Consider the following 18,115-nt stretch of genomic DNA (forward strand, 5'->3'; position numbering starts at 1 on the left):
TCTTAACGTGCGTTATTTAAATGAAGTTGTTTGAATAACGCACGCATTTCTTCTTCATTCAAACGGCGATATTCACCGTTGTTTAATCCATCAAGTGTTAAATGGCTCATTTGATAACGGATGAGACGCAATGTCGGAAAGCCGATATGTGCCGTCATTCTACGCACTTGTCGATTACGCCCTTCACTAATTTTAATTTCCAACCAACTCGTTGGAATACTTTGACGTTCACGAATAGGTGGATTACGAGGCCAAAGAAATTCTGGTTCTGAAATCAACCGCACTTTTGCCGGCTTCGTTATCCCATCTTTCAATTCAACACCTTGACAAAGCTTGTCTAAGTCGGACTCTTCAGGAATACCTTCCACTTGCACAAAATACATTTTTTCTGTTTTAAACTTAGGATCCGCCAAACGATGTTGCACTTCACCATTATTCGTTAAAATCAGTAACCCTTCGCTATCACGATCCAATCGCCCTGCCGCATACACATTAGGAATGGTAATAAAATCTTTTAATGTCGCTCGGCCATTTTCATCGGTGAATTGTGTCAGCACATCAAACGGTTTGTTAAATAAAACGATAATCGTCTGTTCTAATGTAAGTGGCTTTGCTTTAGGCTTAAATGAACGAGTGGGGTTTGCCGTTCGTTTGGTTGTAAATGCGCGGGAAGGGAAAGGTTTCGACATATTATTTATTCAGTAAAAAGAGAAAAAGGGCGGATTTTATTCCGCCCTCTTATATTACCATTGATAGCGATAAACTGCTTGAATTGCATAAGGTTTGTCGAAGTTTTTACCGTCAGCGCGACTTACTTCTAAACCAAAACGATGATTTGCAAATCCCGCATTTAAACCGACCGCACTTTCAAAACGTCCACGGCTGCTTGCAACATCAAGCGCATCCTTGCCGTAATGAATTTTACTGCTACGGTTTTTACTCGTAATCGCATTGACTTCAGCATAAGGTTGTAAATTCCAACCATTACTTAATGCAAAGCCTTTGGCTATACGTAAACCAATTCGAGAATAAACAGAAGATAAGCTATCTTCATTCTCTTGTGATGAAATATGTGTCCATGCTAATTGTGCTTGCGGTGTGATTGTCCAATCGTTCGCAAGAGTAAAGCGTTTGCCTAATTCACTCGAAATCGTATAAGCGTTGTAATGGCGTTTTTCAGTGTGATTTGAGTTAGCGTGTAAACGGCTGTATTTCACGATGTTATCTACATAAATACCGTTATCTGCAAGATAGGTTGCATACAAGCCTAGGCTGTTACTTCTTACTTTGCCATCACCATAATGACCGTTGAAATCAACGTTAGCTTGGCTACGACCAACAAATCCACCAACACGGAGGTTATCTGTTACAGCTGCATCAGCGCCTACTTGTAAGCTATGTACGTTTTGTTTAAAGCCTAAAGTTTCACTCTCACCAGTCGAAAGTGCGGCTAATTTTTGGCGAGAATTCACATTGCGAACCCACACATTGCCTTTTTCACCATTTTTCACTTCACCTAGACGTTGATGGATGCCACTTAAATCATCTTCCACTAAAAGCAACTGTGCTTGGCGAAGAGAAACTTGAGCATTTGCTTCAGGTTTAAGTAATGTTTTATCTGGTAATGAAGAAAGAGTTAGGTTACTTGGTACATCAGCAGGTTTATCTGAAGTAGGAGGTGCTACAGGAGAAGTTGGGGTAACTGCTTTTTTAGAGTTTGCTAATACCCAATTATTTCCTTCTTTAGTTAGGAAATATTGGTAAGCCCCTAAATCCACACGATTGTTTGGGTTAGTTAAGCTAAATGCCGCATTACCACCATTGGTTTCTACAAGTGTCACTTTGCCATCAGCAATATTTGCACCTTGGTTAGTTACACCAATTTTATGATTACCTTCAGCAGTGCCTTTAACAACGATTTTATCGCTTTTGTTTTCAGCGATATTGGTATTTAGATTGAATGTGCCTGAGCCAGTGAGGTTGCCACGAATAATGATACCTTGGTAGTTATCATTGGCTAAATTTACTATGCCATTATTAAGATCTAAATTAGTTAAGCTTGTTGTTTGAACCACGCCATCTTCATCAGTGAAAGCTTTAGTTGTCCAATTGCTATTATTTAAGTTTAAATTGAGCACGCTATTGCTGTTGGTAGTAGTAACTCCAGAAACAGTAGAATTATTAAAGGTTAGTTGGATATTTTCTGTAAGGCTTTTTGTGTCACTTAACTTAATGCTTTCAGCGCCAGTGAGCGCAAAAGCACTTATTGTTGAGTTATTAAAGGTCGCAGAGAAGTGACTGTTGATAACTTCGCCAACCCCAGATCTTAAAGCAATGATTCCACCTTGAGGAATTGAAACATTGGAATTATTAACGATCAATTCTGGCCGAGCTTGATTCTCCGCCTCATATACAAAAATAGAACTATCATTGTTTGATGTTACATTCACATTGTTTAATGTTAATTTACTCTTCTGATTCAGAGCAAATGCCTCTAATATGGAGTCTTGGTTGTTATCACCCATCAAGACTTTTGAGTTATGCATGGTTACCGTTGAATTATTTAACTCAAATAAATAACCATTAGCATCTGCATTGTTAGGATTAGTAATACTATAGGTTCCACCATTGATTTCAGTTGTGGAATTGGTGATATTCATTACCGCAAAAGAATCGTGTCTATTTGCTGGAATAGATAGTGAAGCATTAACATTATTTAATTGCCCGCTTGAGTTTGTCATTGTTACTGCGGATAGAGAACCCCATTCAGGATCATTTGTTGGACTGGTTGGATTAATCGAACATTGATTCAACACAACCCCACTTTGTCCAGTAATTGTCACGCCGCTACTATTACAAGCCACATCGGCTGCTAGCGCTGAATTTACCAATCCAAGAGCTGCAGCGACTAAACTCATTTTAAAAGTGCGGTTAAAAATTTTGTTGTTTTTCATATTAATTCCTTGGGATTATAAAAAAAGCCAACTTATTGAATAAGCTGGCTTAAATTTTAACGATTTAATAATTAACCTGCAACTGCGATACGTTTCATATCTGTCATGTAGCCACGTAACTCTTGACCGATTAATTCAACCGGGTGGTTACGGATTGCATCATTTACGTCGCGTAAAGTGATGTTGTCGATAGCGACTGCTGGTGTTGGTTCACCTAAATCACCTTTTTGTAAGGTTGGGATGATTTCTTTAGCAAGAATTGGCGTTGCTACGTTAGAGAATAAGTAGTTACCATATTCTGCAGTATCAGAAATTACCACGTTCATTTCGTATAAACGCTTACGTGCGATAGTGTTAGCGATTAACGGTAATTCGTGAAGTGATTCATAATAAGCTGATTCTTCATAGATACCGCTTGCCACCATCGCATCAAAGGCTAATTCAACACCTGCTTTCACCATTGCTACCATTAATACGCCGTTATCAAAGTATTCTTGTTCAGAAATTTTGATGCCGTCTGCTTTAGGTGCGTTTTCAAAGGCAGTTTTGCCAGTTGCTTCACGCCATGCTAATAAGTCTTTATCACCGTTCGCCCAGTCAGCCATCATAGTTGCTGAGAAGTGACCGCTGATGATGTCATCCATGTGTTTGTAATATAAGAAGCCAAGGCTTTCTTTGATTTGTTCCGCAAGTTCAAATGCACGTAATTTTGCGCTGTTTGATAAGCGATCCATCATTAATGTGATACCGCCTTGTTTTAATGCTTCAGTAATAGTTTCCCAACCGTATTGGATCAATTTACCTGCGTATGCTGGATCTTTACCGTCGGCAACTAATTTGTCGTAACATACGATAGAACCTGCTTGTAACATACCGCAAAGAATGGTTTGTTCACCCATTAAGTCAGATTTTACTTCTGCGACAAATGAAGATTCTAATACACCTGCACGGTCACCACCGGTTGCAGCTGCCCATGCTTTCGCAATTGCCATACCTTCACCACGTGGGTCATTTGCAGGGTGAACCGCGATTAATGTTGGCACCCCGAAACCACGTTTGTATTCTTCACGCACTTCAGTACCTGGACATTTTGGTGCACTCATCACCACAGTGATGTCTTCACGGATTTGCTCACCCACTTCAACAATGTTGAAACCGTGTGAGTAACCGAATGCTGAATCTTTTTTCATTAATGGCATTACATCTGCCACCACTTTAGAGTGTTGTTTATCTGGTGTTAAGTTGATCACTAAGTCTGCAGTTGGGATTAACTCTTGGTAAGTACCCACTTTAAAGCCGTTTTCAGTTGCACGTTGGAATGAAGCACGTTTTTCTGCAATGGCTTCAGGGCGTAATGCATAAGAAATGTCTAAGCCAGAGTCACGCATATTTAAACCTTGGTTTAAACCTTGTGCACCACAACCTACGATAACGATTTTTTTGCCTTTTAAGTAGTTGCAACCGTCAGCAAATTCGTTGCGATCCATAAAACGACAACGACCTAATTGGTCTAATTTTTCGCGTAAATTTAATGTGTTGAAATAGTTAGCCATTTTTCATCCTTTCTATGATGTTGATTAATGTGTATGAGGTTGTGTTTGAATATAGTTTTTTGTTGTGAAGTGGATTATAAGGTTTTTAGTTGTTGCGTAAAGTGATATTATTTGCACTTAGTGTTGCAATTTTTGCAATGTCATTTGCTTTTAACGATACATATGAACTTTCAAGACCTCCAAATATTTCTTCATCTTGCTGATACACAAAATTTTGCTAAAACCGCTACGCAAAATCATATGTCGCCGTCCACGCTTTCACGCCAGATTCAACGCATGGAAGAGAAGTTAGAACAACCTTTATTTATTCGTGATAATCGACAAGTGCGCTTAACCGAACAAGGCGAGAAATTTCTGCAATTTGCGAAAACAGAATGGCAAAACTGGCAGCAGTTTAAGCGCCAACTGCGAGATAATTCAGCGGAATTAAGCGGAGAGTTGCGTTTATTTTGCTCGGTAACGGCTTCATATAGCCACTTGCCACAGGTGTTAGCCAAGTTTCGTACGCGTTATCCAAAGGTTGAAATTCAACTGACCACAGGTGACCCCGCTTCTGCAGTACAATTCATTCAATCGGAGCAAGTGGATCTTGCTTTGGCGGGGAAACCGAATAATCTGCCGACAGGATTGGAATTTTATAAGATTGATGACATTTCCCTTTCATTAATTGCGCCTCGCGTGGCTTGTTTAGCCACACAATTATTGCAAGAAGAGCCCATCAATTGGCAGCAGATGCCTTTTATTTTGCCGTTAGATGGAATGGCGCGGCAGCGTATTGAACAATGGCTACGTAGCAAATACATTAAACATCCGAAAATTTATGCTACTGTGGCAGGTCATGAAGGCATTGTGCCGATGGTAGCGCTCGGTTTTGGATTGGCTATGCTACCCGATGTAGTAATTGATAATAGTCCAATGGCAAAAGAAGTTTCCCGTTTAAATTTGGATAATCCGGTAGAAGAATTTGATTTGGGCGTTTGTGTGCAAAAAAGAAATTTGGCAAACCCCTTAATTCGTGCATTTTGGGAGATGTTAGACTAGAATAATAAGTAGAATTAACCTAAGGATTATTATGTTAAGAGGCGTACTCATTTCACTTTTAGCCTCATTTTTATTTGGCTATATGTATTATTTTTCCACGCTGCTGAAACCACTCAGCGGCACGGATATTTTCGGCTATCGAATGATTTTTACATTCCCTTTCGTTGCCCTTTCCGTCATCATGTTTAAACAGAAACAGGCATTAGTGGAACATATAAAACGCATAAAAAAACAACCGCTCTTTGCCCTTTCCTATATCACTTGCGGCGCATTAATGGGTTATCAAATGTGGCTCTTTTTGTGGGCCCCCAATAATGGCAGCTCCTTAAGTGTTTCTTTCGGTTATTTATTGTTGCCAATTGTGATGGTGGCCGCAGGGCGGATCATTTTTAAAGAACGAATTTCAATATTGAAATTCATTGCCGTGTTAATTGCAGCAGTGGGGGTGATTTCTAATATCATCTTAAAAGGCGAATTATCCTGGGAAGCCATTGTTATCTGTGTAGGTTACACCGCCTATTTCTCCATACGAAAAGCCTTAAAAAATACCGATCTTGGTGCCTTTTGCTTAGAAATGATCGCATTATTGCCGGTTAGCGTTTACTTTGCGCTCCAAACTGATTTTGCCACAGTGCAGGAATCAAATCCTAATATTTGGGGATTATTGGTATTACTCGGGCTTATTAGTGGTGCTGCATTAATTGCTTACGTGATTGCTAGCAATATGCTACCGATGAATTTACTTGGCCTTTTAGGTTATGTTGAAACCATTTTGATGGTGATTATTTCATTTTTAATTGGAGAGGAAATGGATGCGGACAGCTATCCGTTATTCATTTGTTTAGTATTGGCGATGAGCCTGATTATTTTTGATGGCGTGTATAAACAGCGCGCAAAGGGAACAAACCATGTCGTTTAAAGAAATTAGTCCAGAACAAGCTTGGGAAATGGTGCAAAATGGCGCCATGCTTGCTGATATTCGGGATCCACAACGTTTCACCTATTCCCATGCGAAAGGGGCGTTTCATTTAACTAACCAAAGCTTTTTACAATTTGAAGAATTGGTGGATTTCGACTCCCCGATTATCGTGAGTTGTTATCATGGCGTGAGTAGCCGAAATGTGGCGACTTTCCTCGTTGAGCAAGGCTATGAAAATGTGTTTAGCGTCATTGGCGGATTTGATGGTTGGGTAAAAGCTGGTTTACCGATAGAAACGGCTTATTAATTAAGTAAAGAACAAGATCAAATCGTAATCTAATCAACCTTATAAACAAAAAGTGCGGTGAAATTTACCGCACTTTTTATTTTTTGTCTCGCTATTGCTTATCCACAATTGCTTTCAACATCGTGTAGGATTGAGCTTGTTTTTGTTCATCAAAAATATAGCTCACTGCCATAATTTCATCAAAATGTACCCGTTCACGCAGTTGCTTGAGTTGAAAATCCACGCTTTCAGGACTACCGATAAGCGAACAAGCAGTCATTTGTTCCACCACAGCACGCTCTTGGTTGTAAATCGGGATTTCCTCAAAATCGACTGGACCAAAGTGCGGTTTCTTATGGGCGTGCATTTGAGCTTTCCAAACATCTTCTTCTGATGCCATAGGCGGTTGTAAATTTTGTTGTGCGTTAGTCACTACATTTAAGAAAAATAGTGTTTGCGTCGTCGCCAGTTGTCTTGCTTCTTTATCAGTTTCGGCGACAATTGAGTTCACACCTAAGATGACATAAGGTTCAGCAAGATAGGTAGAAGGTTTGAAGTTTTTGCGGTAAATCTCCACTGCCATTTCCATCATGCGTGGCGCAAAGTGTGAAGCAAATGCATAAGGCAAGCCAAGTTCTGCCGCAAGATAGGCACTTTCGGTGCTGGATCCCAAAATATAAAACGGTATATTCAAGCCAGCGGAAGGATAAGCTGAAACAGGGTTACAATCTTTAAAGTAACCGCGAAGTTCCGCAATTTCTGCAGGGAAATCCAGACTGTTTCGTCCACGACGAAGTGCTGCAGCCGTTTGCATATCAGTTCCTGGCGCACGCCCTAAACCGAGTTCAACACGGTTTGGATAAAGCGTCTCCAGTGTGCCATATTGCTCGGCCACCACATAAGGCGAATGATTCGGTAACATCACGCCGCCCGAGCCAACGCGCAAGGTCTTCGTATTGGCTAGCGTATGCTGAATTAAAAGTGCGGTCGCTGAACTCACCAAATTTTTCATATTATGATGCTCAGCAATCCAATATCGTTCAATGCCGATATTTTCAGCATGTTTTGCAAGATTTACCATAGACTCAACCGCTTGCAAATAAGTTTGTCCTTCTCGGACAGGGGCGAGATTAAGAATAGAGAGCTTCATTTTATTTCCTCATGATTGATTTGTTGAGCATTATTATACGCGTTTTTTCTGGCAGAAATATCGATAAAATTGGAATAGACTGTTCCGAGAAAAGGAAAAATATTGCAAAATAGGCACAAATTCAGATGTATTCGAAAAAATGATTGTATTTAATAATATTTCCCTAAAGCGCGGGCAAACCGAATTGCTCGAGAATGCCACGGCAACCATCAATCCGAAACAAAAAGTTGGTTTGGTAGGGAAGAATGGTTGCGGTAAGTCGTCTCTTTTTGCCTTATTAAAAAAAGAATTAACGCCAGAGGGCGGCGAGATCACTTATCCATCCAACTGGCGGGTATCTTGGGTGAATCAAGAAACGCCGGCATTGGATATTCCCGCCATTGATTATGTGATTCAAGGGGATCGCGAATATTGCCGTTTGCAGCAGGAACTTAACGAAGCAAATGAACGTAATGATGGTCATGCGATTGCGCGCATTCACGGACAATTAGAAACCTTGGATGCTTGGACGATCCAATCTCGCGCGGCTTCCTTATTACATGGTTTAGGCTTTAATCAAGAAGAAATCGCTCAACCAGTGAAATCTTTCTCTGGTGGTTGGCGAATGCGTTTGAATTTGGCGCAAGCATTGCTTTGTCCATCGGATTTATTATTACTGGATGAGCCAACCAACCATTTGGATTTGGATGCGGTTATTTGGTTAGAACGCTGGTTAGTGCAATATCAAGGCACCTTGGTACTAATTTCCCACGACCGAGATTTTCTCGATCCGATTGTGACGAAAATCCTCCATATCGAAAATCAGAAGCTCAACGAATACACGGGCGATTATTCTTCCTTTGAAGTGCAACGGGCAACCAAATTGGCACAACAAACAGCGATGTATCGTCAACAACAACAAAAGATATCTCATTTACAAAAGTATATCGACCGCTTTAAAGCCAAAGCGACCAAAGCCAAACAAGCACAAAGCCGCATGAAGGCATTGGAGCGTATGGAACTGATTGCACCGGCTTATGTGGATAATCCTTTTACTTTTGAATTCCGTCCACCACTATCCTTACCGAATCCTTTAGTGATGATTGAGCAGGCGAGCGCAGGTTATGACAGCGGTGAAAGTGCGGTAGAAATTTTAAGTAAAATTAAACTGAATTTAGTACCGGGTTCGCGCATCGGTTTGCTCGGGAAAAATGGCGCTGGGAAATCAACTTTAATTAAATTGTTAGCCGGCGAGCTCACAGCCCTTTCTGGTACAGTGCAATTAGCTAAAGGCGTGCAACTCGGTTATTTTGCTCAACATCAGCTTGATACGCTACGTGCAGATGAATCCGCTCTCTGGCATATGCAGAAACTCGCACCGGAGCAAACGGAGCAACAGGTACGGGATTACCTAGGGAGTTTTGCGTTCCATGGCGACAAAGTTAATCAAGCGGTGAAATCCTTTTCCGGTGGTGAAAAAGCCCGTTTGGTGCTTGCACTGATTGTTTGGCAACGTCCAAACTTATTACTGCTCGACGAACCAACTAACCATTTGGATTTGGATATGCGTCAGGCATTGACCGAAGCGCTAGTGGATTACGAAGGCTCTTTAGTGGTGGTTTCCCATGATCGCCACTTACTACGTAATACGGTGGAAGAATTCTATTTGGTACACGATAAAAAAGTGGAAGAATTCAAAGACGATTTAGAGGATTATCAAAAATGGCTGAATGAACAAAATAGTGCGCCAGAAAATAAATCCTCGGAGAAAAATGACGACAATGAAAATTCCATGCAAAACCGCAAGGAACAAAAACGTCGCGAGGCCGAACTTCGTCAACAAACTGCGCCTCTTCGTAAACAAATCTCTCAATTGGAGGAAAAAATGAATAAACATGCCTCCAAACTTGCGGAGATTGAAAACCAATTGGCTGATTCCGAACTCTACAGCGCGGAAAATAAAGAAAAATTGACCGCACTTTTGGCACAGCAAGTAGAGGTGAAGAAAGCATTGGAAGAAGTCGAAATGGATTGGTTAGCGGCACAAGAAGAATTGGAAGCAATGCTACAAGCATAGGGACAGCGTATGAGTCAAAGTCTTTTCCAACACACAAAACACGAAGAATATTGCCCACAATGCGGCTCGTCTTTGCAAATAAAACAGGGTAAAAAAGGACTGTTTTTAGGCTGTACAGCCTATCCTGCCTGTGATTATTTGCGTCCCTTGCATAAGGTGGAACATAAGGTGTTGAAAGAGCTTGATGAAACCTGTCCGCAATGTGGTAATCCACTCCAACTCAAACAAGGTGCCTTTGGTATGTTTATTGGCTGCAGCCATTATCCCGATTGTGATTTTGTGGTGCATGAGCAACAGGATGAAGAACAATCCATTGACTGCCCAGAGTGCCATAAAGGGCATTTAGTTGCTCGACGTGGACGACAAGGGAAAATCTTTTATGGTTGCGATAACTTTCCCCATTGCAAATTTTCCTTGCCAGCAAAACCCTATGCTATTCCTTGTCCACAATGCCATTTTCCACTAGCACTATTAAGAAGTGAAAATGCCGAACACCAAGTGTGGCAATGTGCAAATAAAAGCTGCCGACATATTTTTGAGAACGAAAAATGAATGTACAACAAATTGCCACCCGTTTAATGCAAGATGAAGTGGTTGCCTATCCTACTGAGGCGGTATTCGGTTTGGGCTGTAATCCGCTGAGTGAAAGTGCGGTCAGAAAATTGCTCGATTTAAAACAACGTCCGATTGAAAAAGGCCTTATTTTAGTCGCGTCGAGCTTGTATTTTTTACAGCCTTTTGTTGATTTTTCCTGTTTGTCTGATGAACAGCTTGCACGCTTACAGGCACAATACGATTATCCAATCACCTGGGTGGTGCCGGCAAAGGCAGAAGTTCCACATTTTCTGACGGGACAATTTAATAGCATTGCGGTGCGTTTATGTACTCATCCTGCCGTCAAAGCCTTGTGCGAAAAAACAGGCTTTGCCCTCACCTCGACCAGTGCGAACTTAACCGGTCAATCACCTTGCCGCAGCGCAGATGCCGTGCGTTCCCAATTTGGGGCAGATTTTCCCGTGCTTGATGAAGCTATTGGTCAAGCTCAAAATCCATCGGAAATTCGCGATTTGCTCACTAACCAACTTTTCAGACAAGGATAAAACATGCAGCACTATGCCGTTTGGGGCAATCCAATTGCTCAAAGTAAATCCCCGTTGATTCATCGATTATTTGCCAAGCAAACCCAGCAAACGATGGAATATGTTGCCAAATTGGGTGATCTTGAGAGTTTTGAGCAGCAATTACAGGCTTTTTTTGCTGAAGGGGCACAAGGTTGCAATATTACCGCACCATTTAAAGAACGTGCCTATGCACTCGCTGAAGAGCATAGCGAACGGGCGAAATTGGCAGAAGCCTGTAACACACTAAAAAAATTAGCTAACGGCAAACTCTATGCGGACAATACCGATGGCATTGGTTTAGTGACGGATTTACAACGCTTAGGTTGGATTCAGCCACAACAGCGCATTTTAATTTTAGGTGCCGGCGGGGCAACCAAAGGGGTATTACTGCCTTTATTAGAAGCACAACAGCAGATTGTCTTGGCTAACCGTACGTTAGAAAAAGCGCAACAACTGGCAAATAAGTTCAAGCCCTACGGCACAATTGAAGCTGTAGCAATGGATGCAATTTCCGCGCAAACCTACGATTTAGTGATCAATGCAACTTCGGCCGGATTAAGCGGACATACCGCCGCTGTTGATGCCTCAATCTTATCATTAGCTCGAGCTTGCTATGATATGCAATATGCCAAGGGTAGTGACACGCCTTTTATTGCCTACTGTAAATCCTTAGGTCTAAATAATGTCAGCGATGGTTTTGGTATGTTGGTGGCGCAAGCCGCCCACTCATTCCATTTTTGGCGCGGGGTGATGCCCGATTTTGTTGCAATCTATGAACAACTTAAAAAGGATATGGTATGAGTACAAGATGCCCTTGGGTGGGCGAACTTCCGATTTATATCGACTATCACGATAAGGAATGGGGTAAGCCACAATTTGACAGCCAAAAACTGTTTGAGAAAATCTGTTTAGAAGGACAACAGGCTGGGCTTTCCTGGATTACTGTATTGAAAAAACGTGAAGCCTATCGGGTTGCATTCCATCAATTTGATCCTATTAAAGTTGCGCAAATGACCGAACAAGATATTGATCGTTGTATGGAAAATAGCGGACTTATCCGTCATCGAGCAAAACTGGAAGCCATTGTGAAAAATGCTAAAGCCTATTTAGCCATGGAAAAGTGCGGGGAAAATTTCAGTGATTTTGTGTGGGCGTTCGTGAATCATCAACCGATTATCAATGATGTACCGGATATTTCTGTAATACCTGCCAGAACTGAAACCTCAAAAACAATGTCAAAAGCGTTGAAGAAACGTGGTTTTGTCTTTGTCGGGGAAACGACATGCTACGCCTTTATGCAATCTATGGGGTTAGTTAACGACCATATAAATGGCTGTTGTTGTAAGTGATATTCCAGTATAATCCCCCTAATTTCATCTGAGTAAGAACTGAATTATGAATAAAAAATATACCTTAATTTCAATCTCAATTCTGACCGCACTTTATAGTCAACAAAGTTTGGCAGATCTGCATTCTCAATGTCTGCTTGGTGTGCCTCACTTTACTGGAGAAGTTGTGAAAGGTGATGTCAATAATTTGCCAGTTTATATTGAAGCAGATAAAGCAGAGATTAATCAGCCAACTCAGGCGATTTATCAAGGCAATGTGGATTTGAAACAAGGAAACCGCCATCTGGTAGGAAATTCAGTTGAAGTTAAACAAACAGGGGAAGGCAAACAAGCACAACGTTGGGCTTATTTACGTGGTGGATTTGATTATAAAGATAATCAAATCAATCTATTAGGTAATGATGCGAGTTTTAATTTAGATAGCAAAAATGGTAACGTAACCGATGCAGACTACCAACTTGTAGGACGTCAAGGTCGTGGTAAAGCACAAGAAATCGAGTTAGGCGATGATTACCGCTTGATGAAAAACGCGACATTTACCTCTTGTTTGCCCGACGATAATGCGTGGGCAGTAGATGCTTCTGAGATTCGTCAGCACATTAAAGAAGAATATGCTGAATTTTGGCACGCACGTTTTAAAGTGTTAGGTGTGCCGGTGTTCTACACTCCTTATCTACAATTACCGATTGGTGATCGCCGCCGTTCAGGTTTATTAATGCCAACAGTCGGTCATTCTAGTCGTGATGGTTATTGGTATAAACAGCCGGTTTATTGGAACATTGCACCAAATTATGATGCCACATTTGCACCAAAATATATGTCTCGTCGTGGTTGGCAATTAAATGGTGAATTCCGTTATTTAACACCTGTTGGTGAAGGTAGACTTGCTGGCGAATATTTAGGACGTGATCGTTATGATGAATATACCAGTGATAATCGTAAGCGTCATTTGTTCTATTGGAACCATAATTCCTCTTTTCTTGAAAACTGGCGTTTAAATGTTGATTACACTAAGGTAAGTGATAAACGTTATTTCACCGATTTTGATTCAGATTATGGTGACAGTACTGATGGTTATGCAAATCAATACGCACGTATTGCTTACTATAAACCTAATTACAACTTAGCGATTTCAGCACGTCAGTTCCAGATTTTTGATGAAGTCGATATCGGGCCTTACCGAGCGATGCCACAAATCGACTTCAATTATTACAAAAATGATTTGGCGAATGGTTGGGTCGATTTTAAATTATTTTCGCAAGCAGTACGCTTTGATAATGATAGTGCTTTGATGCCAAAAGCATGGCGTTTTCATGTTGAACCAAGCTTGTCTACAGCAATGTCAAATAAATATGGTAGTTTGAATATTGAGACTAAACTTTACGCGACCCATTATAACCAGAAAAAAGGTTCATCTTCTGTAGCAGAAGACGTACAAAAATCAGTAAATCGTGTATTGCCACAATTAAAAGTAGATTTACAAACAGTTTTAGCAAGTAATAAAACCTTATTTGATGGTTATACACAAACGCTTGAGCCTCATGTTCAATATTTGTATCGACCATATAAAGATCAAAGTAATATAGGTTCAAAACAAGTAAATGATTATCTTGGCTTTGGCTATGATTCTGCGTTAGTCCAACAAGATTATTATTCATTATTCCGTGATCGTCGTTATAGTGGTTTAGATCGTATTTCATCCGCTAATCAAATAACGCTTGGTGGAACAACTCGTTTTTATGATAAGAATGCTGATGAACGTTTTAACTTCTCTGCAGGACAAATTTATTATTTAACGGCATCAAAAATTGATGATAATCCAAATAATCGTACGCCAAAATCATCTTCTTCTTGGGCCTTGGAGTCTAACTGGAAAATTAGCGATAAATGGAATTGGCGCGGTAGCTACCAATACGATACATTGCTAGATAAAGCCTCATTAGCGAATAGCAGTTTGGAATTTAACCCGATGAAGAATAATCTGATTCAGTTAAATTATCGCTATGCGAGCAAAGAGTACATCAACCAAAATTTGGGTGCTTCTGCTAACCGTTACCAACAAGACATTAAACAGATTGGTGTTGTGGCTGCATGGGAAGTCTCAGATAATTGGGCGCTTGTGGGAAAATATTATCAAGATATTGCGTTGAAAAAACCGGTTGAGCAATATGTGGGCGTGCAATATAACTCGTGCTGTTGGTCTGTTGGTGTCGGGGCGAGACGTTATGTCACTAGTCGCCAGAATCAACGTGACGATCAAGTCGTTTATGATAACAGTGTTGGCGTTACCTTTGAATTACGAGGCTTAGGTGAAAATGACCATCAAAGCGGTATTGAAGACATGCTGAAGAAAGGTAAACTTCCTTATATTCAAGCATTTAGCTTATAGTTAAATGAATAAAGGCTACCGAAAGGTAGCCTTTTTGTTTAGAAGTGCGGTTAAAAAAGATGACGGTTTTTGACCGCATTTTACTTATTTTTTTCGTTTTGCTCGAGGGTGGGCTTGATCATACACTTCTGCAAGATGTTGGAAATTCAAATGCGTATAAATTTGCGTGGTGGATAAATTGCTGTGTCCTAAAAGCTCTTGAACGGCACGCAAATCTGAACTTGCTTCCAACATGTGAGTGGCAAAAGAGTGGCGTAGTTTATGTGGGTTGAGATGGCTGTTTAATCCTTGGCGAATGCCCCAGGTTTCCATTCGTTTTTGAATAGAACGATGAGTAAGGCGATTTCCCTGTTGGCTCACAAAAAGCGCTTCATCTTTAGGATTAAATAAAGGGCGTACCTTCAACCATTGCTGAATTGCATGAGAAGCATAACGTCCAAAAGGCACAATACGTTCTTTGTTTCCTTTACCAATCACTCTGACTTCACGTACACGAGTGTTAATACTATTGAGGTTTAATCCTTGTAATTCAGATAAACGAAGCCCTGAGCTATACATCAATTCCATCATCGCACGATCACGCAAATCAATAGGATCTTTGCTGTCATTTGAAAGCAATTTTTGGACTTGTTCAGCATCAATATTTTTTGGTAAATGTTTGCCTTGTTTCGGTGCTGAAATACCCGTCGCGGGATTCACTTTCATGTGACCTTGCTGCACAAGATAGCTGAAAAACTGACGAAGGGCAGATAAACGTAATGCTAAGCTCTTTTCTTTTAAACCTTGCTTACGGCTTTCTGCCAAAATAAGACGAACCACACTAGGATTCACTTGCTGCCAGTGCTGAATACCTTTTTCAGCCAGAATCGCTAAAATTACATCCAGTTGATGTTGATAATTAGTGAGAGTATGTGGGCTTACTTGGCGTTCAATTCGCAAGTAATCCCAATATTGATTGAGGAGTGTATGCATTAGAGAGTTAATTCAAACAAACTTTTTTTCGTATTTAGTTTAAATCCTTCGCGTTCTAAAATACTCTGTTGGGCTTGGCTTAATTCTGTCACTAAACGATTAGATTGTGTATAACGGACAAACTCTTTCGCTTTAGAAATAAGAGCAGCATAAATCTCGGCTTGATGTTTATCTTCTTTTACAAAAATATCGGTTAATTGCCAATAGCGTTGTAGTTGTAAAGAGGATAAGCGAGGATAAAGTTGAACAAAACCAATCGCCTGAGAGTTTTCGTTTACAGCAACAAAAAACATGCTTTCATTAAAACGTATACGATTCGTTAAAAAGGTTAAAGTGCGGTCAGGATTTTCACTCATTCCGTTAGCAAGTCGATAGGCTTCAAAGAGCGGAGCAAGCACTTCTATATTCCATTGTTCGGCTTTGAAAATTTTCATTGTTACCAGACCTATTTTCCGTTTATTTATAAAATTATTTATTTTTTTATCGGTTCCGTACAGTAGATTGTAGCTTTTTAGCACAAAATAATCATCATTTACCCAAAAAAATTTTCAAAATGTGATTTTGCACAAAGAAATCTGTTCAAAGTTTGGTATAGTAAACACACTTTTTATTTATTCAATATGGAGAAACAAAAATGGCACGTCGTCCTTTAGTGATGGGTAACTGGAAATTAAACGGTTCCAAAGCGTTTACCAAAGAATTAATCGAAGGATTAAAAGCAGAATTACATGATGTAACAGGTTGTGATGTGGCAATTGCCCCACCTGTTATGTATTTAGGTACGGCTGAAGCGGCACTTTCTGGTTGTGGTTGCAGCTGCGGCGGTAAAAGTGTGATTCAGTTAGGTGCACAAAACGTAGATATCAATGTGAAAGGTGCATTTACTGGTGATATTTCTAGCGAAATGTTAAAAGATTTTGGTGCAAAATACATTATTATCGGTCACTCTGAGCGCCGTACTTACCACAAAGAAAGCGACGAATTTGTAGCGAAAAAATTTGGTGTATTAAAAGAAGCAGGTTTAGTACCAGTATTATGTATCGGTGAAACTGAAGCTGAAAACGAAGCAGGTAAAACTGAAGAAGTATGTGCACGTCAAATTGATGCCGTCATCAATACATTAGGTGTAGAAGCATTTAATGGTGCAGTAATTGCTTATGAACCAATTTGGGCAATCGGCACGGGTAAATCAGCAACTCCAGCACAAGCACAAGCTGTTCACGCATTTATTCGTGGCCACATTGCAGCAAAATCACAAGCTGTAGCAGATCAAGTGATCATTCAATACGGTGGTTCAGTAAATGATGCTAACGCAGCAGAATTATTCACTCAACCAGATATCGATGGTGCGTTAGTGGGCGGAGCTTCACTTAAAGCGCCTGCGTTTGCAGTAATCGTGAAAGCAGCTGCAGCAGCGAAAAACTAATTTTTCTTGTTCTACAAGAAATAAAAAAGTGCGGTCAATTTTAACCGCACTTTTTGTTTTTGATTAATGCTGATTACGCTCCCATAAATCAGCATACTTCACAAAGGTGGAGTGGGCCGAAAGTACCGCAAGCAGAAAACCTTGTTTTCCATCTAAGAAACCAGCTTTTAAAATGTACATTTTGACAAAGCACCCGATGGCATGACTGACACCTTGCCACAATGTTGCTTTTTTACCTTTTGCTTGGCGTTGATCTGCCCAAGCTTTGGCGTAGCCCGCAGATTTCACCAAATAGTGATGAATGCTTTTATAGGTAAAATGTTCCAAATCCCCAGTTAATTTCTGTACTTTCGTGTTTTCAGGATAAACCACTTTTTCATGTACGAGTGAATCATTATAGCCTGCATAATTTGTACGATATAAACGCACCACATAATCCGGATACCAACCTGAATGACGGATTTCACGCCCAAATACTTCACTCACACGAGGAATATCATAAACCGTATTTGGTGAATCTTGTTGAACGGCTTGTTGAATGGATTCACGAAGTTTCGGTGTGACACGTTCATCTGCATCTAACCACAAAACATAATCACTGGTGACATATTGTTGTGCGTGTTGGCGTTGCTTGCCAAAGCCAGGCCAACCAGGATGCGAATAAAATTTTGCACCATATTGTTCTGCGATTTCTTGGGTATTATCAGTACTGCCTGAATCGACAATAATGATTTCATCTACCCAATCTTTTACCGTATCGAGACATTGAGCAAGATCTGCCGCTTCATTTTTGACAATCATGGCAACGCTAATTGTTGGCATATTTTGATCCTTTTTTTGCTATACTAGCTGAAGTTTTTGTAAGTATAACCGAATTTATTTTATGTGGCGTTTTTTTT

Annotated in this window: 17 protein-coding genes; 10 read left to right on the forward strand and 7 right to left on the reverse strand. The window is 40.4% G+C overall.

Annotation, left to right across the window (positions count from 1 at the left end; all coding sequences use genetic code 11):
• Window positions 1-2: 2 nt before the first annotated feature.
• The 3 genes from HMPREF2750_RS09655 to ilvC form a co-directional block, all read right to left on the reverse strand.
• Window positions 3-689, reverse strand: a complete 687-nt coding sequence (locus HMPREF2750_RS09655; protein WP_070583753.1) for an rRNA large subunit pseudouridine synthase E — start codon at window positions 687-689, stop codon at window positions 3-5.
• Between the two features lie 54 nt (window positions 690-743).
• On the reverse strand, window positions 744-2,954 hold the full coding sequence (locus HMPREF2750_RS10085) for an autotransporter outer membrane beta-barrel domain-containing protein (RefSeq protein WP_070583755.1): 2,211 nt from the start codon (window positions 2,952-2,954) through the stop codon (window positions 744-746).
• A gap of 71 nt (window positions 2,955-3,025) precedes the next feature.
• Complete coding sequence (ilvC, locus tag HMPREF2750_RS09665) at window positions 3,026-4,507, reverse strand: ketol-acid reductoisomerase (RefSeq protein ID WP_070583757.1); 1,482 nt, start codon at window positions 4,505-4,507, stop codon at window positions 3,026-3,028.
• Between the two features lie 162 nt (window positions 4,508-4,669).
• Here ilvC and ilvY point away from each other — a divergent pair, with 162 nt between their 5' ends.
• The 3 genes from ilvY to glpE are packed head-to-tail and all read left to right on the forward strand — an operon-like array spanning window position 4,670 to window position 6,774.
• The gene (ilvY, locus tag HMPREF2750_RS09670; protein ID WP_070583759.1) at window positions 4,670-5,548 is read left to right on the forward strand and encodes an HTH-type transcriptional activator IlvY; all 879 of its coding nucleotides are present in this window, start codon (window positions 4,670-4,672) and stop codon (window positions 5,546-5,548) included.
• A gap of 31 nt (window positions 5,549-5,579) precedes the next feature.
• Window positions 5,580-6,467, forward strand: coding sequence for an EamA family transporter RarD (gene rarD / locus HMPREF2750_RS09675; RefSeq protein ID WP_070583760.1), 888 nt, complete (start codon window positions 5,580-5,582; stop codon window positions 6,465-6,467).
• A complete protein-coding gene (glpE, locus tag HMPREF2750_RS09680; protein ID WP_005627244.1) occupies window positions 6,457-6,774 on the forward strand; it encodes a thiosulfate sulfurtransferase GlpE in 318 nt (105 codons plus the stop codon). The genes rarD and glpE overlap by 11 nt, the downstream gene beginning before the upstream one ends.
• 91 nt (window positions 6,775-6,865) lie before the next feature.
• Here glpE and HMPREF2750_RS09685 read toward each other — a convergent pair whose 3' ends face one another.
• On the reverse strand, window positions 6,866-7,903 hold the full coding sequence (locus tag HMPREF2750_RS09685) for an LLM class flavin-dependent oxidoreductase (RefSeq protein ID WP_070583761.1): 1,038 nt from the start codon (window positions 7,901-7,903) through the stop codon (window positions 6,866-6,868).
• Between the two features lie 139 nt (window positions 7,904-8,042).
• Between HMPREF2750_RS09685 and HMPREF2750_RS09690 the strand changes: the two genes are divergently transcribed.
• From HMPREF2750_RS09690 to lptD, 6 genes are read left to right on the forward strand one after another with little or no spacing between them, the layout of a single operon-like run.
• Window positions 8,043-9,959, forward strand: coding sequence for an ABC transporter ATP-binding protein (locus HMPREF2750_RS09690; protein ID WP_070583763.1), 1,917 nt, complete (start codon window positions 8,043-8,045; stop codon window positions 9,957-9,959).
• Window positions 9,960-9,968: 9 nt separating this feature from the next.
• Window positions 9,969-10,511 (forward strand): DNA topoisomerase family protein, encoded by a 543-nt coding sequence (locus HMPREF2750_RS09695; protein ID WP_070583764.1) that lies wholly within the window; start codon window positions 9,969-9,971, stop codon window positions 10,509-10,511.
• Entirely contained in the window at window positions 10,508-11,059 is a 552-nt protein-coding gene (locus HMPREF2750_RS09700; RefSeq protein WP_070583766.1) for an L-threonylcarbamoyladenylate synthase type 1 TsaC, read from the forward strand. Before HMPREF2750_RS09695 ends, HMPREF2750_RS09700 begins: the two co-directional genes overlap by 4 nt.
• Before the next feature lie 3 nt (window positions 11,060-11,062).
• The gene (gene aroE / locus HMPREF2750_RS09705) at window positions 11,063-11,881 is read left to right on the forward strand and encodes a shikimate dehydrogenase (protein WP_070583767.1); all 819 of its coding nucleotides are present in this window, start codon (window positions 11,063-11,065) and stop codon (window positions 11,879-11,881) included.
• Window positions 11,878-12,429 carry a DNA-3-methyladenine glycosylase I gene (locus HMPREF2750_RS09710; RefSeq protein WP_070583769.1) on the forward strand — a complete coding sequence of 184 codons (552 nt, stop codon included), beginning with the start codon at window positions 11,878-11,880 and terminating at the stop codon, window positions 12,427-12,429. The genes aroE and HMPREF2750_RS09710 overlap by 4 nt, the downstream gene beginning before the upstream one ends.
• A 46-nt stretch (window positions 12,430-12,475) precedes the next feature.
• Complete coding sequence (lptD, locus tag HMPREF2750_RS09715) at window positions 12,476-14,818, forward strand: LPS assembly protein LptD (RefSeq protein WP_070583770.1); 2,343 nt, start codon at window positions 12,476-12,478, stop codon at window positions 14,816-14,818.
• Between the two features lie 84 nt (window positions 14,819-14,902).
• Here the strand turns inward: lptD and xerC are convergent, their stop codons facing one another.
• Window positions 14,903-15,790 (reverse strand): tyrosine recombinase XerC, encoded by an 888-nt coding sequence (xerC, locus tag HMPREF2750_RS09720; RefSeq protein ID WP_070583772.1) that lies wholly within the window; start codon window positions 15,788-15,790, stop codon window positions 14,903-14,905.
• Window positions 15,790-16,224, reverse strand: coding sequence for a GNAT family N-acetyltransferase (locus HMPREF2750_RS09725; protein ID WP_070583773.1), 435 nt, complete (start codon window positions 16,222-16,224; stop codon window positions 15,790-15,792). The genes xerC and HMPREF2750_RS09725 overlap by 1 nt, the downstream gene beginning before the upstream one ends.
• Before the next feature lie 200 nt (window positions 16,225-16,424).
• Here HMPREF2750_RS09725 and tpiA point away from each other — a divergent pair, with 200 nt between their 5' ends.
• A complete protein-coding gene (gene tpiA / locus HMPREF2750_RS09730) occupies window positions 16,425-17,216 on the forward strand; it encodes a triose-phosphate isomerase (RefSeq protein WP_070583775.1) in 792 nt (263 codons plus the stop codon).
• A gap of 63 nt (window positions 17,217-17,279) precedes the next feature.
• Here tpiA and HMPREF2750_RS09735 read toward each other — a convergent pair whose 3' ends face one another.
• Window positions 17,280-18,038 (reverse strand): glycosyltransferase family 2 protein, encoded by a 759-nt coding sequence (locus tag HMPREF2750_RS09735; RefSeq protein ID WP_070583777.1) that lies wholly within the window; start codon window positions 18,036-18,038, stop codon window positions 17,280-17,282.
• Window positions 18,039-18,115: the final 77 nt, after the last annotated feature.

The organism is Haemophilus sp. HMSC066D02, from assembly GCF_001810545.1.
GTDB lineage: Bacteria > Pseudomonadota > Gammaproteobacteria > Enterobacterales > Pasteurellaceae > Haemophilus_D.

Bases quoted from the DNA above. Each gene is read 5' to 3' on its own strand.
- HMPREF2750_RS09655 (WP_070583753.1), bottom strand. From the start codon at position 689: ATGTCGAAACCTTTCCCTTCCCGCGCATTTACAACCAAACGAACGGCA.
- HMPREF2750_RS10085 (WP_070583755.1), bottom strand. From the start codon at position 2,954: ATGAAAAACAACAAAATTTTTAACCGCACTTTTAAAATGAGTTTAGTC.
- ilvC (WP_070583757.1), bottom strand. From the start codon at position 4,507: ATGGCTAACTATTTCAACACATTAAATTTACGCGAAAAATTAGACCAA.
- ilvY (WP_070583759.1), top strand. From the start codon at position 4,670: ATGAACTTTCAAGACCTCCAAATATTTCTTCATCTTGCTGATACACAA.
- rarD (WP_070583760.1), top strand. From the start codon at position 5,580: ATGTTAAGAGGCGTACTCATTTCACTTTTAGCCTCATTTTTATTTGGC.
- glpE (WP_005627244.1), top strand. From the start codon at position 6,457: ATGTCGTTTAAAGAAATTAGTCCAGAACAAGCTTGGGAAATGGTGCAA.
- HMPREF2750_RS09685 (WP_070583761.1), bottom strand. From the start codon at position 7,903: ATGAAGCTCTCTATTCTTAATCTCGCCCCTGTCCGAGAAGGACAAACT.
- HMPREF2750_RS09690 (WP_070583763.1), top strand. From the start codon at position 8,043: ATGATTGTATTTAATAATATTTCCCTAAAGCGCGGGCAAACCGAATTG.
- HMPREF2750_RS09695 (WP_070583764.1), top strand. From the start codon at position 9,969: ATGAGTCAAAGTCTTTTCCAACACACAAAACACGAAGAATATTGCCCA.
- HMPREF2750_RS09700 (WP_070583766.1), top strand. From the start codon at position 10,508: ATGAATGTACAACAAATTGCCACCCGTTTAATGCAAGATGAAGTGGTT.
- aroE (WP_070583767.1), top strand. From the start codon at position 11,063: ATGCAGCACTATGCCGTTTGGGGCAATCCAATTGCTCAAAGTAAATCC.
- HMPREF2750_RS09710 (WP_070583769.1), top strand. From the start codon at position 11,878: ATGAGTACAAGATGCCCTTGGGTGGGCGAACTTCCGATTTATATCGAC.
- lptD (WP_070583770.1), top strand. From the start codon at position 12,476: ATGAATAAAAAATATACCTTAATTTCAATCTCAATTCTGACCGCACTT.
- xerC (WP_070583772.1), bottom strand. From the start codon at position 15,790: ATGCATACACTCCTCAATCAATATTGGGATTACTTGCGAATTGAACGC.
- HMPREF2750_RS09725 (WP_070583773.1), bottom strand. From the start codon at position 16,224: ATGAAAATTTTCAAAGCCGAACAATGGAATATAGAAGTGCTTGCTCCG.
- tpiA (WP_070583775.1), top strand. From the start codon at position 16,425: ATGGCACGTCGTCCTTTAGTGATGGGTAACTGGAAATTAAACGGTTCC.
- HMPREF2750_RS09735 (WP_070583777.1), bottom strand. From the start codon at position 18,038: ATGCCAACAATTAGCGTTGCCATGATTGTCAAAAATGAAGCGGCAGAT.